At 73.0% G+C, this 26,714-nt stretch carries 23 protein-coding genes and 1 pseudogene; 14 read left to right on the forward strand and 10 right to left on the reverse strand.

The features are described 5' to 3' along the window. Positions 1-30: 30 nt before the first annotated feature. Together ABZY33_RS24760 and ABZY33_RS24765 are read right to left on the reverse strand one after the other, a co-directional pair. Entirely contained in the window at positions 31-1,638 is a 1,608-nt protein-coding gene (locus tag ABZY33_RS24760; protein WP_356493848.1) for an alpha-amylase family glycosyl hydrolase, read from the reverse strand. Positions 1,639-1,733: 95 nt separating this feature from the next. Then, positions 1,734-2,585 (reverse strand): universal stress protein, encoded by an 852-nt coding sequence (locus tag ABZY33_RS24765; protein ID WP_356493849.1) that lies wholly within the window; start codon positions 2,583-2,585, stop codon positions 1,734-1,736. A gap of 406 nt (positions 2,586-2,991) precedes the next feature. Between ABZY33_RS24765 and ABZY33_RS24770 the strand changes: the two genes are divergently transcribed. Continuing rightward, a complete protein-coding gene (locus ABZY33_RS24770) occupies positions 2,992-3,711 on the forward strand; it encodes a PP2C family protein-serine/threonine phosphatase (RefSeq protein WP_356493850.1) in 720 nt (239 codons plus the stop codon). Between the two features lie 42 nt (positions 3,712-3,753). On the opposite strand, the gene ABZY33_RS24775 is transcribed toward ABZY33_RS24770, so the two are convergent. Continuing rightward, positions 3,754-4,635, reverse strand: coding sequence for a LysR family transcriptional regulator (locus ABZY33_RS24775; protein WP_356493851.1), 882 nt, complete (start codon positions 4,633-4,635; stop codon positions 3,754-3,756). Between the two features lie 80 nt (positions 4,636-4,715). On the opposite strand from ABZY33_RS24775, the gene ABZY33_RS24780 reads away from it, so the two are divergent. The 3 genes from ABZY33_RS24780 to ABZY33_RS24790 all read left to right on the forward strand — a co-directional run bounded on the left by ABZY33_RS24780 (position 4,716) and on the right by ABZY33_RS24790 (position 6,979). After that, the gene (locus ABZY33_RS24780; protein ID WP_356493852.1) at positions 4,716-5,939 is read left to right on the forward strand and encodes an MFS transporter; all 1,224 of its coding nucleotides are present in this window, start codon (positions 4,716-4,718) and stop codon (positions 5,937-5,939) included. A gap of 46 nt (positions 5,940-5,985) precedes the next feature. Beyond that, complete coding sequence (locus ABZY33_RS24785; protein ID WP_356493853.1) at positions 5,986-6,627, forward strand: NAD(P)H-binding protein; 642 nt, start codon at positions 5,986-5,988, stop codon at positions 6,625-6,627. Positions 6,628-6,718: 91 nt separating this feature from the next. Next, complete coding sequence (locus ABZY33_RS24790; protein ID WP_356493854.1) at positions 6,719-6,979, forward strand: DUF5133 domain-containing protein; 261 nt, start codon at positions 6,719-6,721, stop codon at positions 6,977-6,979. Here ABZY33_RS24790 and ABZY33_RS24795 read toward each other — a convergent pair. Continuing rightward, a complete protein-coding gene (locus ABZY33_RS24795) occupies positions 6,968-8,743 on the reverse strand; it encodes a coagulation factor 5/8 type domain-containing protein (protein ID WP_356493855.1) in 1,776 nt (591 codons plus the stop codon). The two genes, ABZY33_RS24790 and ABZY33_RS24795, sit on opposite strands and share 12 nt — an antisense overlap. 309 nt (positions 8,744-9,052) lie before the next feature. Between ABZY33_RS24795 and ABZY33_RS24800 the strand changes: the two genes are divergently transcribed. After that, positions 9,053-10,942 (forward strand): discoidin domain-containing protein, encoded by a 1,890-nt coding sequence (locus tag ABZY33_RS24800; RefSeq protein ID WP_356493856.1) that lies wholly within the window; start codon positions 9,053-9,055, stop codon positions 10,940-10,942. 12 nt (positions 10,943-10,954) lie between these two features. Here the strand turns inward: ABZY33_RS24800 and ABZY33_RS24805 are convergent, their stop codons facing one another. Both ABZY33_RS24805 and ABZY33_RS24810 read right to left on the reverse strand, forming a co-directional pair. Beyond that, positions 10,955-11,506: a DUF4232 domain-containing protein gene (locus ABZY33_RS24805; protein WP_356493857.1), complete on the reverse strand. Its 552-nt coding sequence runs from the start codon at positions 11,504-11,506 to the stop codon at positions 10,955-10,957. A 175-nt stretch (positions 11,507-11,681) separates the two neighbouring features. Continuing rightward, positions 11,682-13,028: an ROK family transcriptional regulator gene (locus tag ABZY33_RS24810; RefSeq protein ID WP_356493858.1), complete on the reverse strand. Its 1,347-nt coding sequence runs from the start codon at positions 13,026-13,028 to the stop codon at positions 11,682-11,684. A gap of 204 nt (positions 13,029-13,232) precedes the next feature. On the opposite strand from ABZY33_RS24810, the gene ABZY33_RS24815 reads away from it, so the two are divergent. The 5 genes from ABZY33_RS24815 to ABZY33_RS24835 all read left to right on the forward strand — a co-directional run bounded on the left by ABZY33_RS24815 (position 13,233) and on the right by ABZY33_RS24835 (position 18,945). Next, positions 13,233-14,549, forward strand: coding sequence for a sugar ABC transporter substrate-binding protein (locus tag ABZY33_RS24815; protein WP_356493859.1), 1,317 nt, complete (start codon positions 13,233-13,235; stop codon positions 14,547-14,549). A gap of 14 nt (positions 14,550-14,563) precedes the next feature. Next, complete coding sequence (locus ABZY33_RS24820) at positions 14,564-15,574, forward strand: sugar ABC transporter permease (RefSeq protein ID WP_356493860.1); 1,011 nt, start codon at positions 14,564-14,566, stop codon at positions 15,572-15,574. Further along, on the forward strand, positions 15,567-16,439 hold the full coding sequence (locus tag ABZY33_RS24825; RefSeq protein ID WP_356493861.1) for a carbohydrate ABC transporter permease: 873 nt from the start codon (positions 15,567-15,569) through the stop codon (positions 16,437-16,439). The genes ABZY33_RS24820 and ABZY33_RS24825 overlap by 8 nt, the downstream gene beginning before the upstream one ends. Positions 16,440-16,480: 41 nt before the next feature. Then, complete coding sequence (locus ABZY33_RS24830) at positions 16,481-17,845, forward strand: GH1 family beta-glucosidase (RefSeq protein WP_356493862.1); 1,365 nt, start codon at positions 16,481-16,483, stop codon at positions 17,843-17,845. A gap of 143 nt (positions 17,846-17,988) precedes the next feature. Continuing rightward, positions 17,989-18,945, forward strand: coding sequence for an SDR family oxidoreductase (locus tag ABZY33_RS24835; protein ID WP_356493863.1), 957 nt, complete (start codon positions 17,989-17,991; stop codon positions 18,943-18,945). Between the two features lie 5 nt (positions 18,946-18,950). On the opposite strand, the gene ABZY33_RS24840 is transcribed toward ABZY33_RS24835, so the two are convergent. Further along, on the reverse strand, positions 18,951-19,190 hold the full coding sequence (locus ABZY33_RS24840; RefSeq protein ID WP_356493864.1) for a hypothetical protein: 240 nt from the start codon (positions 19,188-19,190) through the stop codon (positions 18,951-18,953). Between the two features lie 204 nt (positions 19,191-19,394). Between ABZY33_RS24840 and ABZY33_RS24845 the strand changes: the two genes are divergently transcribed. After that, the gene (locus ABZY33_RS24845; protein WP_356493865.1) at positions 19,395-21,068 is read left to right on the forward strand and encodes a hypothetical protein; all 1,674 of its coding nucleotides are present in this window, start codon (positions 19,395-19,397) and stop codon (positions 21,066-21,068) included. Positions 21,069-21,099: 31 nt separating this feature from the next. Here the strand turns inward: ABZY33_RS24845 and ABZY33_RS24850 are convergent, their stop codons facing one another. Further along, positions 21,100-21,876, reverse strand: coding sequence for an endo alpha-1,4 polygalactosaminidase (locus ABZY33_RS24850; RefSeq protein WP_356493872.1), 777 nt, complete (start codon positions 21,874-21,876; stop codon positions 21,100-21,102). 438 nt (positions 21,877-22,314) lie between these two features. Between ABZY33_RS24850 and ABZY33_RS24855 the strand changes: the two genes are divergently transcribed. Then, a complete protein-coding gene (locus tag ABZY33_RS24855; protein ID WP_356493866.1) occupies positions 22,315-23,031 on the forward strand; it encodes a ribonuclease H in 717 nt (238 codons plus the stop codon). Between the two features lie 54 nt (positions 23,032-23,085). Here the strand turns inward: ABZY33_RS24855 and ABZY33_RS24860 are convergent, their stop codons facing one another. Continuing rightward, on the reverse strand, positions 23,086-23,943 hold the full coding sequence (locus ABZY33_RS24860) for a glycoside hydrolase family 16 protein (protein ID WP_356493867.1): 858 nt from the start codon (positions 23,941-23,943) through the stop codon (positions 23,086-23,088). A gap of 213 nt (positions 23,944-24,156) precedes the next feature. On the opposite strand from ABZY33_RS24860, the pseudogene ABZY33_RS24865 reads away from it, so the two are divergent. Next, positions 24,157-25,126: pseudogene (locus ABZY33_RS24865) on the forward strand (D-2-hydroxyacid dehydrogenase family protein). Positions 25,127-25,141: 15 nt separating this feature from the next. On the opposite strand, the gene ABZY33_RS24870 reads toward ABZY33_RS24865, so the two are convergent. Then, positions 25,142-25,606, reverse strand: a complete 465-nt coding sequence (locus ABZY33_RS24870; RefSeq protein ID WP_356493868.1) for a cupin domain-containing protein — start codon at positions 25,604-25,606, stop codon at positions 25,142-25,144. A 222-nt stretch (positions 25,607-25,828) separates the two neighbouring features. On the opposite strand from ABZY33_RS24870, the gene ABZY33_RS24875 reads away from it, so the two are divergent. Further along, the gene (locus tag ABZY33_RS24875) at positions 25,829-26,614 is read left to right on the forward strand and encodes an SAM-dependent methyltransferase (RefSeq protein WP_356493869.1); all 786 of its coding nucleotides are present in this window, start codon (positions 25,829-25,831) and stop codon (positions 26,612-26,614) included. Positions 26,615-26,714: the final 100 nt, after the last annotated feature.

Below are 26,714 nucleotides of genomic sequence, written 5' to 3' on the forward strand. Positions count from 1 at the left end.
TTCCGCGTTCCGGCCGGTGGGCGGAGGGGTTCAGTCCGTCCCGAGCGCGAAGACCCCGTACGCGCATCCGTCCGCCTCGACCGCCGTACCGTCCGCGGACACCCGCACACCGGACACCTCCACGGGCCGCGCCCCCGTCAGGAGACGCTCCTGAGGAACCGACCAACTCCTGCTCTGCGCACCGGGATTGATGACGACCAGGAACCGGTCCCCGCGGACGTACACGAACGGATGGCCCTCGTGCAGCACCTCGACGGGGGAGCGGCTGCCGAGCGCCGGGGTGGAGGCGCGCAGGGTGACGAGACGGCGGACGAGATGGAGCAGGGAGCGTGCGTCGGCGCGTTGCGCGGCCACCGAGGGGCGCCGCGGATCGGGGTCGAGCGGCAGGTAGAACTCCTCCTCGGGCGCCGTCGAGAAGCCCGCGCCGGGGCCCTCGTCCCACTGCATCGGCGTACGGGAACCGGCCCGGTTGTAGGACGGACCGAGCACGCTGCCCTCGGTGTCCGGCAGCCCGGGCACGTACCGCATCCCGATCTCGTCGCCGTAGTAGATCGCGGGCAGGGTCGGCCAGGTCAGCAGGAAGGCGAACGCGGCCGGGAGCTGCTCGGCGGTGCGGGGGCCGCAGTTGAGGCGGGAGAAGTCGTGGTTGGAGGTGGGCAGGGAGACGAAGCCGGTGGAGCCGAGGGCGGTGGCCGCCTCGCGCCAGGCCGCGACGAAGGGGCGCGGAGAGCCGCGACCGGTCGCGTCGAAGAAGCAGTCCAGCGGAGCCCAGCTCTCGTTCCTCGTGCCCGCGCCGTTGTTCCACAGCGAGCGCATCGCGAGCCCGTCCGCCGGGCCGCCGAACTGGAGGAAGAAGTCGGCGTGGAACCCGGCCGGCACGGACACCTGCGGATCACCCCACTCGGACAGCAGGACGGCCTGCGGATGGGCGCGGTCGAGCCAGTGCCGCAGCTCGGTCCAGATCCGCGCGGTCTCCCGCTTCCCCGGGTCGTCCTTCACCAGCGACGCCGCCATGTCGACCCGGAACCCGGACACGCCCAGGCGCAGCCAGTGGTCCATGACGTGGCGCAGGGCCGCCCGGTTGGCGCGCGGCCCGGCGGCGTCGGGCGGCTGCCGCCAGGGCTCGGCGGCGCGGGTGCGGGCGTAACCGAAGTTCAGGGCCGGCTGGGAGTCGAAGAAGTTCGGCAGGTACGCGCCCGGACGGGAGCCGGGGGAGGCGACGAAACCTTCGGGGACGCCGTCCGCGCTCCAGATGTAGCGGTGGTCGCCGGGGTCGTCCGCGGACGCGAGGAACCACGGGTGCCGGTCCGAGGTGTGCCCGGCGACGAGGTCGAGGAGCACGCGGATGCCGCGCCGCCCGGCGAGGTCGACGAGGGTCGCTAGATCGCCGTCGGTGCCGTAGCGCGGCGCCACCGAGTAGTAGTCCGCGACGTCGTAACCGGCGTCGCGGAACGGCGACACGAAGCAGGGATTGATCCAGACGGCGGTGACCCCGAGCCAGGCCAGGTGGTCCAGCCGCGCGATGACGCCGCCCAGGTCGCCGATGCCGTCCCCGTCGGAGTCGGCGAAGGACTGCGGGTAGATCTGGTAGAACACGGCGTCGGACAGCCAGCCCGGGGCGGGACGGAACATGGTCATGGCACGCCACAGCCTTTCGGTCGCGGAGGACCGAGCCTACGAGCAGCGGCGCCCGGCGGGTAGCGGGCGGGGTGGCCGCGTGCCGCGGTGGTGGTTCACGTGTACGGGACGACCGCCACCGGGCCGGTCGCGTGGTGCACGACCGAGTGGGCCGTGCGCCCCAGCCGGTTCTGGTCCATGCCGCGTCCGAGCACCGTGAGGCCGGCCGACGCCGACGCCTTCAGGAGGTGGTGACCCGGCCGGCCGTAGACCAGCCGCGGCACCACCGGCACGTCCGGGTACTTCGCCCGCCACACCTGCAACGCGGCCGTCAGGGCGTCCGCGCTCAGCGTCTCGCGACGGGCGGCGTCGCCCGCCGGCGTGGTCACGCCCGAGGCGCCCCCGCGCGGCGGCGGCACCGACCAGGCGTGCACCGCGTGCAGTTCGGTGCCGCGCAGGGCCGCCGCCTCGAAGGCGTAGGACAGCACCTCGTCGGCGGGCTCCGCCACATCCAGTCCGACTACCACAGGCGGGAAGTCCGGTGCGTCGGGCGCCTGTTCGTCCTGCGGGGGCCCGCCCGCCCGGACCAGGACGACGGGCCGCTCGGCGCGGGCGGACACGGCGAGCGCGACCGAGCCGACGAGGAACCCGGAGTACCCGGTGGAGCCGCGCGAGCCCAGCACGAGTGTCTCGGACTCACCGGCCGCCTCCAGCAGCGCGGCGACCGGCCGCGCGCCCTTGCGGACGGCCAGGACCTCCAACGCGGGGTGTGCGTACGAGAGTTGCCGCGCGGCCCGGTCGAGGAGACCGGGTCCGGGCGGCGCGGGCACGGACCGCTCACCGGAGCCGGCGTACAGCAGCCGCAGCGGGAGAGCGCGCCGCACCGCCTCGCGGGCCGCCCAGTCGGCGGCGTTCATGCTCTCGGGTGAACCGTCCGTCCCGACGGTCAGGGCGCGCATGCTGGTCATGACGGAACCTCTCGGGTGACACGAGTGCTGTGCTCCGCTGCGGGTTCCACGCAACGGGAGGGCTACGCGCGCCCGGTCCGAGAACCGGTTGCACGCTGCGCCACGCGCGCCGGGTCTGTCCTCGGGCGCGGGAACGGCGCGGACCGGACCCTGCCGTGCGCCGGACCCCTTCCGCCACCGCCCCGGACGGCTTCCGCGGATCGTCCCCCAACGGTGTCGCACAGATGGGAGACTGCGTTCCGCCTGAGGCGCGGACGTGCTGGAATCGAATGCCTCGGGCACATTCTGTGCACACTTGAAGAAAATCGTCACACTGCGCGCCCGTGTGACTACAATTCCCGGAGCATCCCGCGGTCCGCGCTCTCCTCGCCCGAGCCGCCCCGACCGGCCCGCTCGGAAGGCATCCATGACCACCCGCCCCCGTACGGCCGGTTCGTCCCCGGAGACGGTCGGCACCCTGCGTGTCAGTGCCCGCCGGCTCACGTCGGGCCCCGGTGACGACGGCCGGGGCGGTGATCTGCACGGCGCCGTCTCCTCGCCGTTCGGCACCCGGCTGCTCATCGGCGACGTCATGGGCAAGGGCCCCGAACTCTCCCGCACCGCCGACGCGGTGCTCCGGGCCTGGCTCGAACTGGCGTTACGCCAGCGATCGTTGGAGGTGCTCGCGGTCCGCCTGCACTCCCTGGTCGCGCACTCGGACGAACCCGACCGGTTCGTCACCGCCACGTTCGTCTCCATCGCCCCGGACGGCTCCGCCGAACTCGTCTGCTGCGGCCATCCGCCGCCCCTGCTGCTGCGCGACGGGACCGCCGTCACCGCCGCCGTGCCCGCCCCGGCGCCCCCGCTCGGCCTGCTCGACCTCGCGCACGGCTGGTGCGCCGCGCAGCCCGTGCCGCGCACCGCGTGGGACCGGCTGCTGCTCCACACCGACGGCGTCTCCGAGGCACGCGACGCCACCGGCACCTTCTACCCGCTGGCCGAGCGCGCGGCCGAACAGAGCGCGGCCCCCCTCGCCACCTTCACGGCCGGCATCGCGGCCGACCTGCTCCACCACGCGCAGGGCCGCCTCCAGGACGACGCCACCCTGCTCGCCGCTGAATCCGCCCCCGACCCGGAACGCGCGTAGCCACCGCACCCCCCGGTGACACGCCGACCGCGCCGCCACGCGTCAGCGCGGCACCGTAGCCAGGAACGCCGCGGCCGCGGGCGAGCAGCGCGACCGGTTCCACACCATCCGCTCCTCGCGCACCGGCCCGTCCTCGACCGGGACGACCGCGAGACCCGGCAGGCGCGGCACCAGCCGGGAGGGCAGCAGCGCGACGCCGAGTCCGCCCCGCACCAGGTCGGCCAGGAACTCCAGGCCCTTCGCCTCGAACGGCACCTCGCGCCGCAGCCCCGCCGCGGCGAACGCCTCGTCGGTCTGGGCCCGCGCCGCGAACCCCGCGGGAAAGTCCACGAACACCTCGCCCGCGAGCCGCGCCAGCGGCACGGGCGCGCCGCCCCGAAGACCCGCCAGCGGATGCCCCGGTGCCGCGAGCGCGACATGCGGGTCCACCGCGAGCGTGCGGCTCTCCACCCCCGGATCCTGGATGCGGAACGACGGCTGCACCCCGAGGAACGCCAGGTCCAGCGTCCCCTCCCGCACCCCGGTCACCAGCGTCTCGCTCGCCCCGTCCATCAGCCGTAGCGCGACCCGCGGATACGCGTCGTAGTAAGCGCGCATCAGCCCCGGCACGTCCACCGCGGTCACCGAGGCGATCGCCCCGATGGTGAGCCGCCCGCGGATCTCACCCGTCGCCGCCGCCACCTCGGCGCGCGCCCGCTCCGCCGCCTCCAGTGCCTGCCGCGCCGCCGGCAGGAACGCCTCTCCCGCCGCGCTCAACCGCACCCGCCGGCTCGTCCGCTCGAACAGCCGCGCCCCCAACTCCTTTTCCAGTTTGCCGATCTGGTGGCTCAGCGCCGACTGGACCACCAGGCACCGCTCGGCGGCCCGGGTGAACCCACCGGTCTCGGCGACGGCGACGACGTAGCGCAACTGCTGCAACTCCATGCGATCCATCGTGCTGCGCGATCGTTGTGATGACAAGGATGTGTTGGACTCATCGATACGGGCGGCCGCAGGCTGAGCCCATGACACAGCTGAACGCCCTACCGGGTACGAGAGTCGGCGGCCAGACAGCCGCCTGCACCCCGCACGGCGCCGGTCCCCGCCGGAGCCCGCTGCTCCTGATGGCCGTCGCCACCGGCCTTTCCTGCGCGGGCAATTACGTCGCCCAGCCCCTCCTGGAAATCATCTCCCGCGACCTGCGCCTCGGCAGCGTCCTCGCCGGACTCGTCGTCACCGCGGCCCAGGCCGGCTACGCGCTCGGCCTGATACTGCTCGTGCCGCTCGGCGACGTGCTCGACCGGCGCCGTCTCGCGGTCGCCCTGTTCACCGCCACCGCCCTGTTCCTCACCGTCTCGGCCCTCGCCCCGAACGGCCCGCTGCTGCTCGCGGGGACCGTCCTCACCGCGCTCACCTCGGTCGGGGCCCAGGTCGTCGTCGCGCACGCCGCCGCCCTGACCGTCGCCGAGAACCGCGGCCGCGCCGTCGCCACCGTCATGTCGGGCATCCTCCTCGGCGGACTGCTGGCCCGCACCGTCGCGGGCGGCCTCTCCGCGCTCGGCGGCTGGCGCACCGTCTACTGGGTCCTCGCCGCGCTCATGGCCCTCGCCGCTGTGGCCCTGCGCCGGGCGCTGCCCCGCCTGCCCGTCACCGCCGACCTGCGCTACCCCGCGCTGCTGTGCTCCACCCTCGTCCTCCTGCGCGAGGAGCCCCTGCTGCGCCGCCGGGCGCTGCTCGGCGCCTGCTCGCTCGCCTCGTACAGCGTCCACCTGACCGCGCTCACCTTCCTGCTGGCCGGCGAGCCGTTCGGCTGGCCGCCGCCCGCCATCGGACTGTTCGGCCTGGTCGGCGCGGTGGGAGTGGTCACGATGACGGGCGCGGCCCGGCTCAGCGACCGCGGCCACGTCCACAAGGTCACCGGCGCCGCCGCGGCTCTGCTGCTCACCGGCTGGCTGCTGCTCTTCGCGGGGGAGCGCTCCCTGCTCTGGCTCACCGCCGGGGTCGTCGTCCTCACCATCGGCCAGCAGGCCGTGCTCAACAGCAGCCAGACCGTCCTGTACGCGCTGCGCCCCGAGGCCCGCAGCCGCATCAACGCGGCGTTCATGACGAGCTTCTTCCTCGGCGGCGCCGTCGGCTCGGCCCTCGCCTCCGTCGTATGGGCCGCAGCGGGCTGGCCCGGCATCTGCGTGCTGGGCGCGGTGCCCGCCGCCGGGGCCCTCACCGTCTGGGCGACCGAACGCCGCCACTGACGGAAACTCACCATCCGGACAGATCAAGGGCATTGAGGAGAACGCTATGCACATCACCGTATTCGGAGCCGCGGGCAGTGTCGGCCGCCGGGTCGTCGCCGAGGCCCTGCGTCGGGGGCACCGGGTCGCCGCGGTGGTCCGCGACCCGGCCCGGGCCGCCGGTCTGCCCGCCGGGGCCCTGCCGCGTACCGGCGACGCCGCCGACCCGCGCTCCGTGGCCGCCCTCGCCGCCGGCCAGGAGCTGGTGATCTCCGCGACGAGACCGCCGGGCGGACGCGAACCTGAACTGGCGGCCGCCGCAAGAGCGCTGCTCACCGGCCTGCACGGCACCGGCGTCCGCCTCCTGCTCGTCGGCGGCGCCGCGGGGCTGACCGTGCCCGGCACCGGCGGGCTCACCGTGGTCGACGCCCCCGGCTTTCCGCCCGCCCTGCGGCCGATCGCCCTGGCCTGCAACGAGCAGCTCGACGTCTGCCGCACCACCGGCCACGAGGTCGACTGGGCCTACCTGGCCCCCGCGGCGCGGCTGGAGCCGGGGAAGCGCACCGGACGCTACCGGCTCGGCGCCGACACCCTCGTCGTCGACGCCGAGGGGAACTCCGTACTCTCCATGGAGGACCTGGCCGTGGCGCTGCTCGACGAGGCGGAGCGGCCCGCCCACCACCGCACCCGGTTCACGGCCGCGTACTGACCGGCGACAGGGCCGTCCGAAAGCGGCCTGTTTGCCGGATGATCGGCCGGGCACAAGGGCGAGGAGTCCGCGACGACAAGGAGCCCCGACGATGCTGCTGGCCCACCCCGCCCTGCTGGCCGATCTCGTCAGCGAGTACGAGGCGCTCAGCGCCCTGGACGCGGAGGAGGGCGGCGCGGAGGCCCGGCGCCGTCTGGACGACGTCACCTACACGCTCTGCGTCGCCACCGGCACCCGGGACATCGACAGCGCGCTCGTCGCGGCCCGGCACCGGCTGCCCGGCGCCCGGGTCCACGACGACTCGCTCATCGGGGCGGCCCGCCCCAGGACGGCCCGGCTGTCAGGGGTATGACACCACGGTCGACGGCACGGTGGTGTCGCCCGACGTGGCGGCCCCGATGTCGTTGATCACGTGGTCGTACTGGCCCTTGCCGCCCAGGGACACCACCAGCAGCCCGTGGAACTTCACGCCCGCCGTGTCCGGCGCCTCGAAGCCGTGTCCCTGCCGGATCGTCGGGTCGACATTGTAGAAGCAGTACGAGCCAAGGCCCCATCCCTCGTGCGTGGTCACGGAGTCGGCGACCTTGTACGCGGCGTAGCCCCTGACCGAGCCGTTCTGGATCGCCGCCTGGTTCGGGGCGTCGTACGCCTTCTCGTTCTGGTAGAAGATCGTGCGGCCGCGCTCGCCGTTCCACTGCACGTCGTACTTGTTGAAGTGCTCCACGAACAGCCCGGTGGCGAGCACGTCGGAGCCGTTGACCACGATGCCGTAGTCGGCGCGGTTGGTCTCCCAGCCGACCCCCTCGCCGTGGTCGGCGCGCCACACCCAGGTGTGGTCGACGATGGTGTGCCGCGCGTTGATCACCATGCTGGTGGTGGCCTTGCCCGCGCCCGCGCCGCCGATCCGCACGAACACGTCCTGCACGGTGATCGGGTCGCCCGAGTGGTCCGCGGACGCGCCCTGCGGGCCGACCTCGAGCAGCGTCGCGGAGTTGACGGTGCCCGCGTCGATGAGGAACCCGGCGAGCCGCACCCCGTCGACGTCGGCGACCTTGACGGCGCTCGCGCCGCCGTCCGGGACGAGCGTGGCGTAGCCGAGACCGAGGACGACCGTGCCCGCCCGGTTCACCTGGATCGCCGTGTCCAGGTGGTAGATGCCGGGCGTGAGCAGCAGGTGCAGGCCCTGGGAGAGGGCGGCGTTCATCGTGGCCGCGCTGTCCCCCGGCTTCGCGACGTAGAACTGGTCCAGCGGGACCGAGGTGCCGCGCGGCGTGCCGCTGCCCCAGCTGGTGCCGCGCGCGTTCGTCCGCTTCTCCGGCAGGAACACCTTGTAGTCCGCGCCGTCCAGGTAGAGGAACGGCTTCTCGCGGGAGACCGGCGTCGTGTCGAGCGTCGTGTACGGCGGGTCGGGGAAGCCCTGCGCGGGCGCGCCCTCCACGCCGGAGAAGACCATGTTCCACACGGCGTTGAGCCAGCCGCCGACGGACGAGTCACGGGTGTACCACTGCTGCTGCGAGTAAGGTCCGACGCTGCCGTCGACCCGGGTGTCGGCGATGTAGCCGCCGCTGGCCCAGCCGTAACCGTCGGGCGCCAGGTTCAGGCTGCCGCGCACGTGCATCCGGCGGAAGGGGGCCGCCTGGGAGACCGCCCACCGGTTGGTGCCGCTGACCGGCACGAGCGCGAGGTTCTCCGCGCTGCGCCAGAAGTTCTGCGTGGCGTTGCCCTGGAACCAGCCCGCGTCGACGGTGACGTCCCCGTTGATGGTGGTGTCGTCGGGGGAGAGGCCCAGGCCCGCGATCGACGTGTAGAAACCGAGCTGGGCGTTGAGCCCGTTGTAGGTGCCGGGCTTGAAGAGCAGGGCGTACCGGCCGGTGCCGAACTGCGCCGACTCCTGCTGCTTGAAGATCTCGTCGAGCTTGGCCTGGATGCCGGCGGTGGCCGGGTCGAAGACGATGACGTTCGGGCCGAGGTCGCCGCCGCCGGCGAGCGCCGCGCGGGGCGCGGCCGTGGCCTCGGCGGCCGAGGCGGCAGCGGAACCGAGCACCGGCAGGGCGGCGGCAGCGGCGGCCGCGCCGAGGACCGTCCGGCGCGTGGGGGGAAGGGGGAGGTGGGGCACAGCGGCTCTCCTGGTTCATGAAGTGAACGAGTGGGGGTGGTGGGAGCGCTCTCCTGGCGTCGCATGTTTCAGGCGGGTGAATCTGACGTCAAGAGTTGCGACCGAAGTTCCCGGCGATTGGCAGGTCACAGCCCCAACAAAACGTGCACAAAGGGCAGTTGGCCACCGCCTGAGTTTCAGGAAGTGACGGAACGGGTCCCGCGCTCCGGTGGTCGCGCCGGGCCGCTTGACACCCGCGGCGGCTCCTCGTACGTTCCGCCGGGAGCGCTCTCCCTTCCGATCCCGTGCCGGTTTCCGAAGGAGAGCCCCATGCGTCGCCCCCTCCTGCTGCTCAGCACCACCGCGGCCCTGGCCACCCTGACCGCCTGGTCCGCCTACGTCGCACCCCCGACCACCGCCGCCCCGCGCGCCACCGCCACCGCGGCGGCCGCCGACTGGAACACCGACCTGGCCGCCGCCGCGTACGCGGCGAACCCGGCCGCCGTCACCGCGTCCGGCAGCGAGAACGGCTCCTCCGGACCCGGCGCCGCCGTCGACGGCGCCGCGGGCACCCGCTGGAGCAGCGACTTCTCCGACGGTGCCTGGCTGCGCGTCGACCTCGGCGCGACCCTGCGCATCGACCACGTGACCCTCGACTGGGAGGCCGCCTACGGCAAGCAGTACGCCCTGGAAGTCTCGAAGAACGGCACCGACTGGCAGCCCTTCTACACGGAGGACGCCGGCACCGGCGGCAGCGTCACCGCGCACACCTACCCCCAGGAGGTGACGGGCCGCTACGTCCGCCTGCGCGGCATCGAGCGCGCCACGCCCTACGGGTACTCCCTCTACGCCTTCAAGGTCTACGGCGGCGCCCCGGCCCCCGCGTCCACCACCCGCGCCAACCTCGCCCTGCACCATCCCGCCTACAGCAACAACTACCAACACGCGGGCAACTCACCGGCGTTCGTCACCGACGGTGGCAGACCTGCCGACCTGAAGGGCGACCAGAGCCGCTGGTCGAGCGATTGGAACGCGGACCGCTGGGTCTCGGTCGACCTCGGCGCCACCTCCACCGTCGACACCGTCGACCTGTACTGGGAGGCCGCCTACGCCGTCGACTACGAAGTGCAGCTGTCCGACGACAACCGGACCTGGCGCACGGTGTACCGCCCGAGCGCCGCCGAGGTCGCGGCCCGCCGCGCCGACGTCAAGGCGCCCGGCGACGCGGCCGGCCGCCACGACACGGTCACGCTGCCCACCCCCGCTACCGGCCGCTACGTCCGCATGCTCGGCAAGGAACGCCGCTCCTTCTACAACCCGGCCCCGGCCACCGCCCAGTTCGGCTACTCCCTCTATGAGTTCGAGGTCTGGGGGACCGGCGGCAGCGCGGCCGCCGCCTACCCGGCGCTGCCGGGCGAGCAGTCCGGCGCCTACCGCACCACGTTCTTCGACGACTTCACCGGTGCCGCGCTCGACCGCGCCAAGTGGCGCGTGGTCAGGACCGGCCAGGAGATGGGCCCCGTCAACGGCGAGTCCCAGGCCTACGTCGACTCCACCGACACCGTTCGCACGCAGAACGGCAACCTGGTCCTGGCCGCGAAGTACTGCAAGGGCTGCACCCAGGCCGGCGGCGGGACGTACGACTTCACCTCGGGCCGCATCGACACGCACACCAAGCTCGATTTCACCTACGGCAAGGTCAGCGCCCGGATGAAGCTGCCGGTGGGGGACGGATTCTGGCCCGCCTTCTGGCTGCTGGGCAGCGACGTCGACGACCCGTCTGTCTCCTGGCCGGCGTCCGGCGAGACCGACATCATGGAGAACATCGGCTACGGCGACTGGACCAGCTCCGCGCTGCACGGCCCGGGGTACTCCGCCGACGGCAACATCGGCGCCCTCCAGCACTACCCGGCCGGGGGCCGCGCCGACCAGTGGCACACGTACGGCGTCGAGTGGACGCCCACCGAGATGCGCTTCACCGTCGACGACCAGCTCGTGCAGCGCACCACACGCACCAAGCTGGAGTCCACCCGCGGCCAGTGGGTCTTCGGCCACCAGCAGTACCTGATCCTCAACCTCGCGCTCGGCGGCGCCTACCCGGCGGGCTGGAACAAGGTCACGCAGCCCTACTGGGGCCTGCCCCAGTCGAGCGTGGACGCCATTGCGCGCGGCGGCGTCCAGGCGGAGGTGGACTGGGTGCGCGTGGAGCAGAAGGGCTGACGGGCGGCGGCGCTAGACCGCCAGGACGCCCCGGCCCGTGGTCTCCTCCAGGAGTACCTGGGCGGCCCGGGCCGGGGACGGCTGCCACAGCGTCGTCACGGGTTCGTAGACGCGCAGCCCCGCCGGCGCGCCCAGTTTCAGGACCTGGAAGGTCCGGCCGTCGTGGTCCGGGACGGCCGACACGTGCAGCGACATCACCGTGCGCGCGTCCTTCTCGGCGTCCTCGGAGTCCGACAGCGAGCGGACCGCGGCGTGGAGGGTGTGGTGCCCGGCGAGGGTGCGGCCCCCGTGCCGCGGCTCCGGCACCGGCAGGGCCGCGCCGTCCAGCTCGCCGTAGGTGACGGTCGGGGCGCCGTCGACGAGACAGGCCCGCGCCGCGTCGTTGCGCACGCTCAGCGCGATGACGCCGTCGCTGCCGTCGGACGGCTCGGCGCGCACGGTGAGGTCCTTCTCGGCGCAGGGCGCCGGCTTCCCGGCGGGCGTGCCCGCGGACGCGGCCGGGGCGGCGAGTGCGGTCAGGGCGACTGCGGCGGCCAGGGCCACCGTGGCAGGACGTGCGCGCATCGGGATCCCCACTTCGTTGCCGCGATCAGGTCGGTGCCGTCGACGAAGGGCGGTTCGGACAATTCAGGCACAACAGCGTATCCCGGACCGATGGCGGCCGCATGTGCGCGACGGCCCGGGGCGTACGCACGGGCGGGACCCCGTGGCCCGCCACACGCGCGGCGCCCCGCCCGACTCACTGCACCGCCCCCTGCCCTTCCGCCGCCGCGACCCGGCCCCGTACGCCCCGGCGCGCCACCAGCGCCCGGCGCCAGCCCGGGAGTTCCTGGGCCGGGGCGGGTTCCGCGCGGCGCCCGCCGCGGGCGAAGAAGGCCGCGAGCGGCAGCGTGGCCGCGCCGACCGTCACCGCGTCGGGGCCCAGCCGCCCCAGCTCCACACCGACGCGGCCCACGGGGTAGTCGAGCGCGTAGGTCTTGATGTGCCGCCGTACCGACTCCAGGAAGCGGGGCCCGAGCCGCAGCCCCGCCCAGCCACCGATCAGGATGCGCTCGGGCTGGAAGAGGTTGATGAGGTCGGACAGGCCCGCGCCCAGGTACTCGGCGGTCTCCTCCAGGACCGAGAGGGCCAGTGCGCGCTCCGGCTCGCGGGCGCCGGGATGCGGGTCGCCGTAAGCGGTGTCAAGGAGCTCGGTCAGGGCCGCCTCCTCGCCGCCGTCGCCGCTCGGCGCACCGCCCGCCTCCCGCCACCGCTCCACCAGGGCCTGGGCCCCCGCGTACGCCTCCAGGCAGCCGAGGGAGCCGCACCGGCAGCGCCGCCCGCGCACCCGCACCGTCAGGTGCCCCCACTCCACGGCCCGGCCCTCGGCCCCGTCCTCGGCGACGACGCAGGCGCCGACGCCCGAGCCGAAGAGCACCACCACGGCGCTGCCGGCGCCCCGCCCGGCCCCGAACCACATCTCCGCCTGGCCGAGGGTCTTGGCGCCGTTGTCGATGAAGTACGGCACCCCTTCGGGGAGTTGGGTGCCCTCGCGCAGCAGCTGCTCCAGCGGCACGGCGTGCCAGCCGATCGTCTGGCCGTGCACCACGGCGCCGCGCTCCGCCTCCCACGCCACGATGCCGGGTACCCCGACACCCACCCCGAGCAACTGCCGGGGGTCCGCGTCCGCCGCCGCGAGGACGTCGGCGATGCCGTCGCGGACATGCCGCACGACCAGCTCGACGTCGTAGCGGTCCCGGACCGCCAACGGTCGCTCCACGCGGGCCAGTTCGGTCAGCACCAGGTCGAACAGCTCGACGCGGACCAGGTTCTCGCCGATGTCCACGCCGATCAGCAGGCCGCAGTCCGGGGCGATCCGCAGCAGCGTGCGCGGCCGACCGCCGTCCGACTCGACGCTGCCCGCCTCCTCTACGAGGCCCTCGGTGGCCAGCTCGGCCACCACGTTGCTGACGGAACCTGAACTCAGACCGGTGGCCGGACCCAGCTCGTACCGGCTGAGCGGTCCATCGAAATACAACTGTTGCAATAGGGCTGCGCGATTCTCCCGCCGCAGGTCGTGCACCGTACGCCCGTTCCGCCCGGCCATGATCTCCCTCTCCCTGCGTCGACAAGACGCCAGCAAACCCCGCTTCGCGCAAGATACCCGTGTGCGATCTCTTGACGCCCTCTTCCTGTGCGGCTTAACTCACAGCCTAAATTAAGCCCTGAGGGCGTTCATTACCTGAACCCGTAGGCGTGCAGCCGCGGTGGACGCAGTCGGGGTTCCTCCGGATAAGGGACACCTGGAGCCATGAGCAGAATCCGAGCCGCAGCCGTCGGCGCCGCCACCCTCTCGCTCGCCCTCGCCGCGACCGCCTGCGGCGGCGGCTCGTCCTCGGGCGGCGGGTCCAACGACTCCCCCAAGACCCTGACGTACTGGGCGTCGAACCAGGGCCCCAGCATCGCGGTCGACAAGAAGGTCCTCCAGCCCGAGATCGACAAGTTCGAGCAGCAGACCGGGATCAAGGTCAAGCTCGAGGTCGTCCCGTGGTCGGACCTGCTCAACCGTATCCTCACCGCGACCACTTCGGGCCAGGGCCCGGACATCCTCAACATCGGCAACTCCTGGAGCGCCTCGCTCCAGGCCAGCGGCGCGCTGCTGCCCTGGGACCAGAAGAACTTCGACAAGATCGGCGGCAAGGACCGGTTCGTCGCCTCCGCGGTCGAGTCGGCCGGCGCCCAGGGCAAGGACCCCGCCGCGGTGCCGCTGTACTCGCTGTCCTACGCCCTCTTCTACAACAAGAAGATGTTCAAGGACGCGGGGATAGCCAAGCCCCCCACGACCTGGGACGAGATCGTCGCCGACGGCAAGAAGATCTCCAAGGACGGCAAGTGGGGGCTGGCGGCCGAGGGTTCGAACCTCTCCAACAACATCCACCAGATCTTCGTCCTCGCCAAGCAGCACGGCGCCGACTGGTTCACCGCCGACGGCAAGCCGGACTTCACCTCCGACGGCGCCGTCGCCGCCGTGAAGCAGTACGTCGACCTGATGGCCAAGGACAAGATCATCGCGCCCGGCAACGCCGAGTACGCGCAGAACCAGTCCCTGAGCGACTTCTCCAAGGGCAAGACGGCGATGGTGCTCTGGCAGGCCGCCGCCTCCACCTTCGCCTCCCAGGGCATGAAGGACGACGAGTGGGGCGTCGTGCCCGCGCCCGTCCAGTCCGGTGCCCCCGGCGCGGGCCGGAGCATCAACTCGATGGTCGCCGGCATCAACATCGCCGTCTTCAAGAACACCAAGAACCTCGACGGCGCGACGAAGTTCGTGAAGTTCATGACCAGCGACGAGGAGCAGAAGGTCCTCAACAAGGCCTACGGCTCGGTCCCGCCGGTCAAGGCCGCCCAGGCCGACCCGGCGTTCAGCACGCCGTCCACCGGCGTCGTCAAGGACACCCTCGCCAAGAGCGCGGCCCCGCTGCCACAGGTCGCGGACGAATCGCAGTTCGAGACCGCCGTCGGCACGGCCGTGAAGGAGCTCTTCGCGGACGCCGCCGCCGGCAAGCCGGTCACCACGGAGTCCGTGAAGGCCGCGCTCACCAAGGCGCAGCAGTCGATGCCGAACAAGTGAGTGCGGAGACCCACATGACCACGACCGCCACCACCCCCGCCACCGAGGCGGGGGAGGGGCGGGCCGTCGGCAAGAACCCCCCCGGGGCGGCGCGCGGCAAGAGCCGCCGCCCCGGGCGGATCCGCCGGATCGGCCTGCCGTACCTGCTGCTTCTGCCGGCCCTGGCCCTCGAACTCCTCGTGCATCTGATCCCGATGGTCATCGGCATCGTGATGAGCTTCCGCGAGCTGACCCAGTTCTACATCCGCGACTGGACCAGCGCGCCGTGGGCCGGCCTCGACAACTTCAAGGTGGCCGTCGACTTCGACGCCCCCGTCGGCCAGGCCCTGCTCCACTCCTTCTTCGTCACCTGCCTGTTCACCATCCTGTCCGTCGCCCTGTGCTGGGCGATCGGCACGGCGGCCGCGATCTACATGCAGGAGACGTTCAAGGGCCGCGGCATCCTGCGCGCCCTGTTCCTGATCCCGTACGCGCTGCCCGTCTACGCCGCCGTGATCACCTGGGTCTTCATGTTCCAGCACGACAACGGGCTGGTGAACCACGTCCTGCACGACCAGCTCGGCGTCAGTGACAAACCCTCGTTCTGGCTCATCGGCGACAACAGCTTCTACGCGCTGCTCACCGTCTCCGTCTGGAAGGGCTGGCCGTTCGCCTTCCTCATCGTGATGGCCGGACTGCAGAACATCCCCAAGGAGATGTACGAGGCCGCCGCCCTCGACGGCGCCGGCCTGTGGCAGCAGCTGCGCCGCATCACCCTGCCGTCGCTGCGCCCCGTCAACCAGGTCCTCGTCCTCGTGCTGTTCCTGTGGACGTTCAACGACTTCAACACGCCGTACGTGATGTTCGGCAAGGCGGCGCCCGAGGCGGCGGACCTGGTCTCGGTCCACATCTACCAATCGTCGTTCGTGACCTGGAACTTCGGCAGCGGCTCCGCCATGTCCGTCCTGCTGCTGCTGTTCCTGCTCGTCGTGACGGGTGTCTACCTGGCGCTCACCTCACGCGGAAGGAAGACTGCCGATGTCTGACACCGCAACGCGACACCGGTCGCCGATGGCGGCGCCCCGGTCCTTCGTGTGGTCCCGCCGCATCTTCCTGACGCTGCTCGCCGGCTTCGTGCTGCTGCCCGTGTACGTCATGGTCTCCAGCTCGCTCAAGCCACTCGAGGACGTGCAGGGCGAGTTCCACTGGATCCCCAGCGGTCTGACGATCCGGCCGTACATCGACATCTGGTCCACCGTCCCGCTCGCCAGGTACTTCACGAACTCGGTGATCGTGGCGGGCGCGGCGACGGCCTGCTCCGTCGTCATCGCCGTCTTCGCGGCCTACGCGGTCAGCCGCTACCGCTTCCGCGGCAAGCGCGTCTTCACCGTGACCGTCCTGTCGACGCAGATGTTGCCCGGCATCCTCTTCCTGCTGCCGCTCTTCCTCATCTACGTCAACATCGGCAACGCCACCGGGATCGCCCTGTTCGGCTCGCGCGGCGGACTGATCCTCACGTACATGACGTTCACGCTGCCGTTCTCGATCTGGATGCTGATCGGGTACTTCGAGTCGGTCCCGCGCGACCTCGACGAGGCCGCCCTCGTCGACGGCTGCGGCCCGCTCGGCGCCCTGTTCCGGATCATCGTGCCGGCCGCGATCCCCGGCATCGTCGCGGTCGCCGTCTACTCGTTCATGACCGCCTGGGGCGAGGTGCTCTTCGCCTCCGTCATGACGAACGAGACCACCCGCACCCTCTCCGTCGGCCTCGGCGCCTACGCCAACCTCAACGACGTGTACTGGAACCAGATCATGGCCGCGTCCCTGGTCGTCAGCGTGCCCGTCGTCGCCGGCTTCCTGCTGCTCCAGCGCTACCTCGTCACCGGCCTCACCGCCGGCGCCGTCAAGTGAGAGACCCCCGTACCAGAGCACGCCTTGGTGAAAGGAACCCCGTGTCCGACCCCCTTGACCTCGCCGCTTTCCCGCACGACTTCCTGTGGGGCACGGCCACGTCGGCGTACCAGATCGAAGGAGCCGCCGCCGAGGACGGCCGTTCGCCCTCGATCTGGGACACCTTCTCGCACACCCCCGGCAAGGTCGACAACGACGACCACGGCGACGTCGCCTGCGACCACTACCACCGCTGGCGCGACGACTTCGCCCTGATGGGGCAACTGGGCACCAACGCCTACCGGTTGTCGGTCGCCTGGCCGCGGATCGTGCCCGGCGGCGGCGGGCAGGTCAACGCCAAGGGCCTCGACTTCTACGACCAGCTCATCGACGCCCTCCTCGCCCAGGGCATCACCCCCTCGGTCACCCTCTACCACTGGGACCTGCCGCAGGTGCTCCAGGACCGGGGCGGCTGGCCGGTCCGCGAGACGGCCGAGCACTTCGCCGCCTACTCCGCCGTCGTCGCGCAGCGGCTCGGCGACCGCGTCAAGCACTGGACACCGCTCAACGAACCGCTCTGCTCCGCCTGGATCGGCCACCTCGAAGGCCGGATGGCGCCCGGCTGGACCGACCTGACCGCCGCCGTCCAGGCCTCGTACCACCTGCTGCTCGGCCACGGCCTGGCCACCCAGGCCATCCGCGCGGCCGTGCCCGGCGCCGAGGTCGGCATCGTCAACAACCTCGCCCAGGTCGTCCCCGCCACCGACCGCCCCGAGGACGTCGCCGCGGCCCACCGCATGGACGGCCACTCCAACCGCTGGTGGCTCGACCCGGTGCACGGCCGCGGCTTCCCCGCCGACATGGTCGAGGTCTACGGCGTCGACCTCCCCGAGCAGGCCGGGGATCTGAAGACCATCGCCGAGCCGCTCGACTGGCTGGGCCTCAACTACTACTTCCCGTCGTCGGTCGCCGACCACCCGGCGGGCCCCGCCCCGTACGCGCAGGCCGTGCGCCGGCTCGGCGTCCCGCGCACCGGCATGGACTGGGAGGTCGACGCGGACGGCATCGAGACGCTGCTGCTGCGCCTCACCCACGAGTACGGCGCCCGCAAGCTGTACGTCACCGAGAACGGCTCGGCCTACCCGGACGTCGTGCGCCCCGACGGCACCGTGGACGACCCCGAGCGCGAGGAGTACCTCGTCAACCACATCGCGGCCTGCGCCCGCGCCGCCCGCAAGGGCGCCCCGCTCGCCGGATACTTCGCCTGGTCGCTGCTGGACAACTTCGAGTGGGCGTACGGCTACGACAAGCGCTTCGGCCTCGTCCACGTCGACTACGCGACGCAGACGCGCACCATCAAGGGCAGCGGCCACCGGTACGCGGACATCGTGCGCCGCCACGGAGCCCGCGCCCGGCGCGCCGCCTGAGACCGCCGTCGCGGCGGGACCACCGGGAAGGGCCCCGCCGCGACGGTCACCACTGAAATCCGGACAGCAGATGTCGGGATTCGCGGGGATGCTCGACGAAAGGAGCAGCGAACGCCGCGCCCCGGAGCCGACAGGAGACAGACGTGACCCATGCGCAGCAGGACCGGCAGGAGGGCGCGGCGGAGCGCCCGGCGCCGCTCGCCGGGAAGGTCGCCCTCGTCGCCGGCGCCACCCGCGGCGCGGGCCGCGGCGTCGCCGTGGAGCTCGGCGCGGCGGGCGCCACCGTCTACGTCACCGGCCGCACCACCCGCACCCGCCGCTCCGAGTACGACCGCGCCGAGACCATCGAGGACGCCGCCGACCTGGTCACCGCGGCGGGCGGGCGCGGCATCGCCGTCCCCACCGACCATCTGGAAGCCGGCCAGGTCCGCGCCCTCGTCGAGCGGATCGACGCCGAGTCCGGCCGCCTCGACGTCCTCGTCAACGACATCTGGGGCGGCGAGCAGCTCTTCGCCTGGTCGAGCCCGGTCTGGGAGCACGACCTCGACAAGGGGCTCCGACTGCTCCGCCTCGCCGTCGAGACCCACGCGATCACTAGCCACCACGCCCTGCCCCTGCTGCTGCGCGGGCCGGGCGGCCTGGTCGTGGAGATGACGGACGGCACGGCCGAGTACAACGCCGTGCACTACCGCAACTCCTTCTTCTACGACCTCGCGAAGAGCTCCGTGCTGCGCATGGCGTTCTCCCTCGGCCACGAACTCGGCCCCCGCGGCGCCACCGCCGTGGCCCTCACCCCCGGCTGGATGCGCTCGGAGATCATGCTCGACGCGTTCGGCGTCACCGAGTCGACCTGGCGCGACGCCCTGGCGGCCGAGCCGCATTTCGCCATCTCCGAGACCCCGCGCTACGTCGGCCGCGCGGTCGCCGCCCTCGCCGCCGACCCGGACGTCCACCGCTTTAACGGCACGTCCCTCTCCAGCGGCGGCCTCGCCCGGCTCTACGGCTTCACCGACCTGGACGGCAGCCGGCCCGACGCGTGGCGCTACCTGGTCGAGGTGCAGGACGCGGGGAAGCCCGCCGATGTCACGGGGTACCGGTAGCCCGGCTAGATCCCGTCGTCCGGGCTGCTGGTCAGGGCGGGCCACATCGCGCTGCCGCCGCCGCGCCACTCGATGAAGTCCGGGTCGTCGAGCGGCGCGTCCTGGAGTCCGGCGCGGCGCAGGAACTCCACCACGTCCGCCCGCGAGGTCGCCAGCCCGACGTCCTCCCCGTGGATGGCGACCCGCCGCCCGCCCGGCTGCGCGGCGTGCACGACTACTGAGGGGTATCCGTCAAGTCCGTCCATGCCCCTCAGCTTCGTACGCCGGGGCGCGGCCCGCACCTCAGCCGTTCGCGGCGCCGGACGCGGCGGGTTCCGGACCGCCGGTTCCCCTCGCGTCGCGGACGGCCGCACGCGACGGCGAAAAGGTCCGAAAATCACCCGTAGCCGGACCAGTTGGGGTGCTCCGGCGGGGCGCGCACCGCGCCGGATTGCGGTTACGGTGCTGGGGTGATCAACGCGCAAGGCACATACGAGGCACATTCCACCGAGCCGGGGACGGCGCTGCTGCTCGCGGCCGCGCCCGCGGGCAAGGGATGCCTCATCGACGCGGCCACCGTGCTGCCGGCGCTCGCGGCCGTCCCGCCGAGCGCGCTCACCGGCACGCCGTCGGCCACCGTCGTCGAACTCGCCGACCCGCTCGACCCGCAGACCGTCCTCACCCGCATCCGCACGGCCGCGGCGCTGCCCGGACCGCTCCACCTGTACGTCACCGGACAGCTCCACCTCGACCACCGCCAGCGCCTGCTCCACTTCGCGCTGGCCCGCACCACCCCGGCCACGCTGCGGTACACGGGCCTGCCCTGGCACTGGCTCACCGGCGAACTCGCCCTGCGGCGCCCGCACACCACCACCCTCGTCCTCGACCTGGTCGCCGACGCGGCGGCCTGGCAGCACGTGCGCGACGGCGGCCTCGGCCTCGGCCACGGCGTGCGCCTGTACGGGCGCGTGGCCCCGCCCCCGCCGCGCCGCACCCTGCTCACCCCGGCCTACCTCAAGGCCTACGCCGACATCTGGCGCGCCGGCGAACGTCCCGCCCCCGCCCAGCTGCACGAGGCGGCGGCGATGCACGCGGGCCCGCCGGGAGCGCTGTTCCTGGCGCAGGACACGCAGTACCCGGCGGCCCGGGAGGCGACGGGCACGAGGCAGGCGCCGACGGAACGGACATCCGGGGAGCGGACATCGACGCAAGGGACCCCGGCGGCGCCCGCTCAGGACCGCCCGGCCCAGACGATCCCGGCGCAGCCCGCCCCGGGCCGCTCCGCTCCGGAGCGCCCCTCGACGCAGGCGACGCCGGCTACGGACCGCCCGGCACCGGCAGGGCCTGCTCACGCACCGTCCCCGGCCCCCGCGCCGACGCAGCCCGCATCGCCCCGGCGAGAATCCGCACCGTCCCCGGCCGCCACGTCGGCACAGCCCGCCCCGTCGCTGCCCGCTCCCACATCGGGCGGGTCCGTACCCGTTCCGGCCGCCGCGACCAGGCCGGCGCAGCCTGCCCCGTCGCTGCCCGCTCCCACATCGGGTGGACCCGCGTCGGTCGGGTCCGGGGCGGCCCCATCACCCCGGTCCACCCCGGCGCGGCCCGCCCCGGCTGTGGGCCGTGCCGCACCGGCCGCTTCCGCCGCGGCACCCGGCACCGCACCCGCCGCCCCGGCGCGGCCCCGGCCGACCTCGGCCCAGGTCCCCAGGTCCCGCCCCGCCGCCGGAGGCGACCCGCACCCGGCGCTGCTCGCCGCGGCGCAGGCCGGGCGGCACGGGGAGGCCTCCGCGATCGCCGCGTTGTGGGAGAGCGAGGCGCTGCGCACGTACGGCGCCGGCTCGCCGCAGGCCATCCACTGGCTGGAGGTGCGGGCGGATCTGGCGCGGCTCGCCCAGGACCCGCCCCGCAGCTGCGAGTTGTGGTCCGCGGTAGCCGAGGCCCGGCTCGCCCGCGGCGAGGCCGGTACCTCGGAGGACGTGGAGGCCGCCGTGGACCGCGCCCACCACCAGTGGGAACAGGTCGCGGACCCGGCCCGCGCCCGCGCCCAGGCCGGAGCCCTGCGGGCGCTGCGCCGCCGGGTCCCGGGCCGCCGCCCCGGCGCGCTGGACGCCATCCAGCGCCGCCTGGACGCGCTCAGGGCCTGAGAGCGACCCCGCCCACCGGCCGGGCCCGGTCCTAACAGGCCTTGCGCACATACCCCTTCGATCCGGCGGGCAGCACGTCCAGGTCCCGCAGCACGATCGACAGCCGCGCACCCCACGTGCGGCACGCCCGCGCGAAGTCCGCGGCGCGGTACTCGATGACGAAGACCCGGTCCCCGTACGCCGACGCGTAGCCCCCGCACTCGTCATAGCGGGCGCACTCCTCCGCCACCGCGAAGTCGAAGCCCATGGCCTTGTGGCGGGGGAGCAGGTCGGCCGTGTTCTTCTGCCCGGCGGCCAGCCCCGCGGCGTGTGCCCGCGCGGTGAGCAGCTTCGCGAAGGCCGCCGCGTCGGCGGGCTCCAGCAGCCCGTCGGAGCGCTCGTAGGAGTCGAGGTTGTCGGGCTCCACGGCCTGGAAGCCGTCGTCCGCGCAGCCGTCGATCCACGGCCCGACGATCCGCATGAGCCGCTCCCGCTTGTCCGCCGTCGAGAGGTCGAGGAGCGCCTCGTCCCAGTCCTCGTCGACCACCGGGTCGCCGTCGTCGTCGCGCAGCACCAGGTCGGGGTGGTGGCTCTGCCACCAGTGCAGCGCGTCGGGCTGGGCCTGGAAGGCGTTGACGTAGCAGACGTTGTAGCGCCCGCGCGCCGGCTTCGCGCTCCGGTCGCGGGCGAGGGCGCGTACGCCGGGAGGCGGCGGGTAGGCGCCGCCGATCTGGTAGTCGAAGTCCGTGTCCGCCGTGGGGCGCACGACGCGCGGGGACACGTCCGCGGAGGCCCCGGGGTCCGGTGGCGGCGAGCAGGCGGAGAGCAGGGCGGCGGTGACGACGAGGCACAGGGCGGACAGCCGGCCGGAAACAGGGGCGAAGATCACTAAGGCACCCTATGGCGGCGCGGATCCGCACAGACGGTGAGGTACCTCACGCAGTCCTCCGCCGGGGCGGGAACAACCCGCCCCCCTGACCCGTTGAACCCACCGTGGGCACGGATGGAACAGTGTCCCCGGGCCTCACCTATAGCCCGCAGGGAAGATCGTTCGGCTGAAGCCCTGCGGAGCCCCCCGCCGAGAGGCGACCGCCATCCGTGCCCCTCTCCAGCCGCCCCGGCCGTGGTCCCCCGTCACGGCCGGGGCTTCCTCGTGTCCGGAACCCCGGTGCCCCCTCGCTCATGGGCGCGCCGGCCCGGCGTCCACCCGAGGGCATGGACACGTCAGCGGTCCTCGGCCGGGTCCCGGCCCTGGCATGATCGGGGCATGGCAGAACGTGTGATCGCCGCGTGTGACGGCGCGTCGAAAGGTAACCCCGGACCGGCGGGATGGGCGTGGGTCGTCGCCGACGGTGACGAGCAGCCCGTCCAGTGGGAGGCCGGAGCGCTCGGTACGGCGACCAACAACGTCGCCGAACTCACCGCGCTGGAAAGGCTGTTGAGCACCGTCGGCCCCGACGTGGCGCTGGAGGTCCGGATGGACTCCCAGTACGCGATGAAGGCGGTCACGACCTGGCTGCCCGGCTGGAAACGCAAGGGCTGGAAGACCGCCGCCGGCAAGCCCGTGGCCAACCAGGAGCTGGTCGCCCGGATCGACGCGCTGCTGGAGGGCCGCACCGTCGAGTTCGTCTACGTGCCCGCGCACCAGGTCGACGGCGACCCGCTCAACGACTTCGCCGACCGCGCCGCCAGCCAGGCCGCGATCCAGCAGGAGGACGCGGGCAGCGCGCTCGGCTCGCCCGCGCCGCCGCCGTCCTCCGCAGCGTCGAAGGCGCCGAAGGCGTCGAAACCGTCCGGTGGCTCGACCCGGGCCGGCGTCGCGAAGAAGCGCACCGCCGGCGTGTCGGGGTCCTCGGCCTCGTCACGCACGCTGAAGGCGAAGTTCCCCGGCCGCTGCCGCTGCGGGCGCTCGTACGGAGCGGGCGAGGAGATCGCCAAGAACCCCGACGGCTGGGGTCACCCGGAGTGCCGCGCGACGGCCTGAGCGGCCGCCGTCCGGCCGGCCCGTCCCCGGGCCGGCCGGGCAGCGCCGCGTGGGCTAGCCGGAGACCCGTACGTAGTCCACGACGAGCTGCTGCGGGAACTGCGTGCTGCCGTCCGGGTCGCCGGGCCAGTCGCCGCCGACCGCCAGGTTCAGGATGAGGAAGAACGGCTTCTCGAAGACCCACTGGTTGCCGCCGACATCGGCGGGTGTGCGGGTCTGGTAGACGGTGCCGTCCACCGACCACGTGATGGAGTTCGGCGTCCAGTCCACCGCGAAGGTGTGGAAGTCGTCGGCGAACGCCTGGCCGCCGGGGAGCGAGTAGGGCGCGCCGATGCCGCCCGAGCCGGAGTAGCCGGGACCGTGGATCGTGCCGTGCACGGTGGACGGTTCGAAGCCGACGTTCTCCATGATGTCGATCTCGCCCGAGTTCGGCCAGCCGACCGAGCCGATGTCGTCGCCGAGCATCCAGAACGCCGGCCAGATGCCCTGGCCGCGCGGGATCTTCATGCGGGCCTCGACGTGCCCGTGGGTCGTCGAGAACTTGCCGGAGGTGTTCAGGCGGGCCGACGTGTACTGACAACTTCCGTACCAGCAGTTGTAGTTGGCCGGGTTCTCTTTGCGGGCGGTGATGACCAGGTGGCCCTGGCCGTCGAGCGCCGCGTTGTTCGCGCCCGGCGTGTAGTACTGCCGCTCGTGGTTGTTGACGTTGTCGCCGGTCTCGGTCAGCCACTTCGATCCGTCGACCGCGGAGCCCGCGGCCCCGTCGAAGTCGTCGGAGAAGGTGACCGCGGCGGCCGGGGCGCGGCCGCCGGTCCCGGCGTCGGCGGCCTGGGCCGCGGGCATCAGACCGGCGCCCAGACACAGCAGGGCGGCGGTGGCCAGGGGCAGCCGGTGGCGCAGGGGTATGCGCATAGCAGATCACATCACTTCGGGTAGGGGGATCGCGCCTGTCTCGGGCGCGCCAGAAAGTGAAGACATGGGGGGTGCGCGTGGTGCGTCAACTTCAAGAGTTGATTTAAGGGACGGGTGCGAACGGCGTCAAGGCGTTCGTCCGTACCAAGTCGTCGAACGGTCACGCATGTTGGTCCGTATTAGGGTGAGCGGGCCAGAGCGACCCGGGGAGTGGTGGTGGCCAGACTGCGTTGCGCCGTACTCGACGACTATCAGGACGTCGCCCGGGAGCGGGCCGACTGGGCGCGCCTCGCGGACCGCGTCGACGTCCGCTTCCTCCACGACCACCACACCGCGCACGACGACCTCGTGGCGGAGCTCCGCGACTGCGAGATCGTCGTCGTGATGCGCGAACGCACCCCGCTCCCGGCCGAGCTGCTCGCGCGGCTGCCCGCGTTGCGGCTGCTGATCACCTCGGGGATGCGCAACGCCTCGATCGACCTGGCGGCCGCCGCCGCGCGCGGTGTCACCGTCTGCGGCACCCCGAGCGGTTCCGCCCCGCCCGCCGAGCTGACCTGGGCCCTCCTCCTCGCGCTGGCGCGCGGCATCGTCACGGAGAGCGGCAACCTGCGCTCCGGCGGACCCTGGCAGTCCACGCTCGGCGCCGATCTGCACGGCCGCCGCCTCGGGCTGCTCGGACTGGGCAAGATCGGCTCCCGGGTGGCCCGCGTCGGCGCCGCGTTCGGCATGGATGTCGTCGCCTGGAGCCAGAACCTGACCGCGGAACGCGCCGCCGGGGCGGGGGCCTCCCTCGCCGCGTCCAAGGAGGAACTCTTCGAGACGAGCGACTTCGTCTCCGTGCACCTCGTTCTCAGCGACCGCACCCGCGCACTGGTCGGCGCCGGGGAGCTGCGGCGGATGCGCCGCACCGCCTACCTCGTGAACACCTCCCGCGCCGCGATCGTCGACCAGCGGGCGCTGGCGCGGGCGCTGCGCGAGGGCTGGATCGCGGGCGCCGGCAGCGACGTCTTCGAGACCGAACCGCTGCCGCCGGACGACCCGCTGCGCACCGCGCCGAACTTCCTCGGCCGGCCTGCCCCACCTCGGCTATGTCACCCGCGCCAACTACGACGGCTACTTCCAGGGCGCCGTCGAGGACATCGAGGCGTACCTGGCGGGCGCTCCGGTCCGCACGCTCGGCTGACCCGCCGGGCGGGCCTCAGGTACGGACGAACGGGCGCAGGTCCGCGGCGAGGTGCGGGAACTCCTCCAGGACCGTGCGCGGCGCGAACTCGTGGTCCGCGTAGTCGAAGCCGGGTGTCACGACCTCGGCCACCAGCCCGTGGCGGGCGCCGCCGGTCAGCCGGGACGCCTTCCACCATCCGCCGGGCACCAGCAGGAACCGCTCGGCGTCCGGTCCCAGCACGGTCCGCGTCAGGGCGCCCGCGGGGTCGACCGTGACGTACTCCAGCGGACCGCCGTCGATCAGGAAGTGCAGGATGTCGCTGCGGTTGCGGTGCAGCAGGCCGCTCGGCCGCGCCTCGTCCAGCAGGTAGTGGATCGCGGTGGCCGCCGGGCGCGGGCCGCGGGCGGTGGCCACCTCGTGCGCGCCGGTGTAGATCCGCCGGAAAAAGCCGCCTTCGCCGTGCGGTTCCAGGCCCAGCTCCCGCTGCCAGTCGCGCACGTGGCTCCTTCAAGCAGTTCCGCGGTGTGTGACATCATGCCTACCCTATGCGCACGGCCACCCGGCGCGCGCACCCGGCATCCGGGCCCCGGCGACCGTCCGCATCCGGGGCCGCACCCGCGGTGAGCAGCCAACGCCCTGACCAGCCGGGGGAGTTGACGTGGCAGACTTGGACCAAGGTCATCCGACCCGTTTCGCCCCTCGCGACGATGGAGTCCGCCCATGACGGCACCCAGCCCCCGGCCCCGGATCGACACCAGCCAGGCGCACCCGGCCCGGGTCTACGACTGGCTGCTCGGCGGCAAGGACAATTACCCGGTCGACGAGGCCGTCGGGGCACAGCTGCCGCCCGAGGCGCGGGACGCCGCCCGGCAGAACCGCGAGTTCATGCACCGCGCCGCCGCCTGGCTCGCGGCGCAGGGCGTCGACCAGTTCCTGGACGTCGGCACCGGCATCCCGACCGCGCCGAACCTGCACCAGATCGTGCAGCGGACCAACCCCGCCGCGAAGGTCGTCTACACCGACAACGACCCCATCGTGCTGCGGCACGCGGAGGCCCTGCTGGTCAGCGCCCCCGAGGGCGCCACCGACTACATCCAGGCCGATGTCCGCGACCCGGAGGCGATCCTCGAACACGCCCGCACGATCCTCGACTTCGACCGCCCGATCGCGCTGTCGCTCATCGCGCTCATGCACTTCATCTCCGACGAGCAGGGCCCGTACGACATCGTCTCGACGCTGGTCTCCGCGTTGCCCTCCGGCAGCCACCTCGTCCTCTCGCACGCCTCCTCCGACCTCTTCCCCGAGCTGTCGGCCCAGGTCACGGCGGAGTACGCGAAGGGCGGCATCACGCTCGGATTCCGTACGCGCGACGGAGTCAACCGCTTCCTGGAGGGCCTTGAGCCGGTGGCGCCGGGACTGGTCACTGCGCCCGAGTGGTTCCGCGACGAGCCCGCGCCGGCAGCCGAGTCCAGTGGGATCTACGCCGTGGTGGCGCGCAAGCCCTGAGGGCCGCACGGGGCGTGCCGGGAGTGCGGCGTGGCGACGGCGGTGCTGCTGGGCTGGCTGTTCTACCGCGGCGCGCTGCGGATCAACCTGGCGAAGTTCT

It is taken from the genome of Streptomyces sp. NPDC006552, from assembly GCF_040611655.1.
Taxonomy (GTDB): Bacteria; Actinomycetota; Actinomycetes; order Streptomycetales; family Streptomycetaceae; genus Streptomyces.

What these genes read in the sequence shown, in the direction of transcription:
- ABZY33_RS24810 (WP_356493858.1), bottom strand. Translation starts at nt 13,028, where the DNA reads ATGGCCGGGCGGAACGGGCGTACGGTGCACGACCTGCGGCGGGAGAAT.
- ABZY33_RS24860 (WP_356493867.1), bottom strand. Translation starts at nt 23,943, where the DNA reads ATGCGCATACCCCTGCGCCACCGGCTGCCCCTGGCCACCGCCGCCCTG.
- ABZY33_RS24765 (WP_356493849.1), bottom strand. Translation starts at nt 2,585, where the DNA reads ATGACCAGCATGCGCGCCCTGACCGTCGGGACGGACGGTTCACCCGAG.
- ABZY33_RS24800 (WP_356493856.1), top strand. Translation starts at nt 9,053, where the DNA reads ATGCGTCGCCCCCTCCTGCTGCTCAGCACCACCGCGGCCCTGGCCACC.
- ABZY33_RS24790 (WP_356493854.1), top strand. Translation starts at nt 6,719, where the DNA reads ATGCTGCTGGCCCACCCCGCCCTGCTGGCCGATCTCGTCAGCGAGTAC.
- ABZY33_RS24760 (WP_356493848.1), bottom strand. Translation starts at nt 1,638, where the DNA reads ATGACCATGTTCCGTCCCGCCCCGGGCTGGCTGTCCGACGCCGTGTTC.
- ABZY33_RS24770 (WP_356493850.1), top strand. Translation starts at nt 2,992, where the DNA reads ATGACCACCCGCCCCCGTACGGCCGGTTCGTCCCCGGAGACGGTCGGC.
- ABZY33_RS24825 (WP_356493861.1), top strand. Translation starts at nt 15,567, where the DNA reads ATGTCTGACACCGCAACGCGACACCGGTCGCCGATGGCGGCGCCCCGG.
- ABZY33_RS24840 (WP_356493864.1), bottom strand. Translation starts at nt 19,190, where the DNA reads ATGGACGGACTTGACGGATACCCCTCAGTAGTCGTGCACGCCGCGCAG.
- ABZY33_RS24785 (WP_356493853.1), top strand. Translation starts at nt 5,986, where the DNA reads ATGCACATCACCGTATTCGGAGCCGCGGGCAGTGTCGGCCGCCGGGTC.
- ABZY33_RS24815 (WP_356493859.1), top strand. Translation starts at nt 13,233, where the DNA reads ATGAGCAGAATCCGAGCCGCAGCCGTCGGCGCCGCCACCCTCTCGCTC.
- ABZY33_RS24775 (WP_356493851.1), bottom strand. Translation starts at nt 4,635, where the DNA reads ATGGAGTTGCAGCAGTTGCGCTACGTCGTCGCCGTCGCCGAGACCGGT.
- ABZY33_RS24820 (WP_356493860.1), top strand. Translation starts at nt 14,564, where the DNA reads ATGACCACGACCGCCACCACCCCCGCCACCGAGGCGGGGGAGGGGCGG.
- ABZY33_RS24855 (WP_356493866.1), top strand. Translation starts at nt 22,315, where the DNA reads ATGGCAGAACGTGTGATCGCCGCGTGTGACGGCGCGTCGAAAGGTAAC.
- ABZY33_RS24805 (WP_356493857.1), bottom strand. Translation starts at nt 11,506, where the DNA reads ATGCGCGCACGTCCTGCCACGGTGGCCCTGGCCGCCGCAGTCGCCCTG.
- ABZY33_RS24780 (WP_356493852.1), top strand. Translation starts at nt 4,716, where the DNA reads ATGACACAGCTGAACGCCCTACCGGGTACGAGAGTCGGCGGCCAGACA.
- ABZY33_RS24875 (WP_356493869.1), top strand. Translation starts at nt 25,829, where the DNA reads ATGACGGCACCCAGCCCCCGGCCCCGGATCGACACCAGCCAGGCGCAC.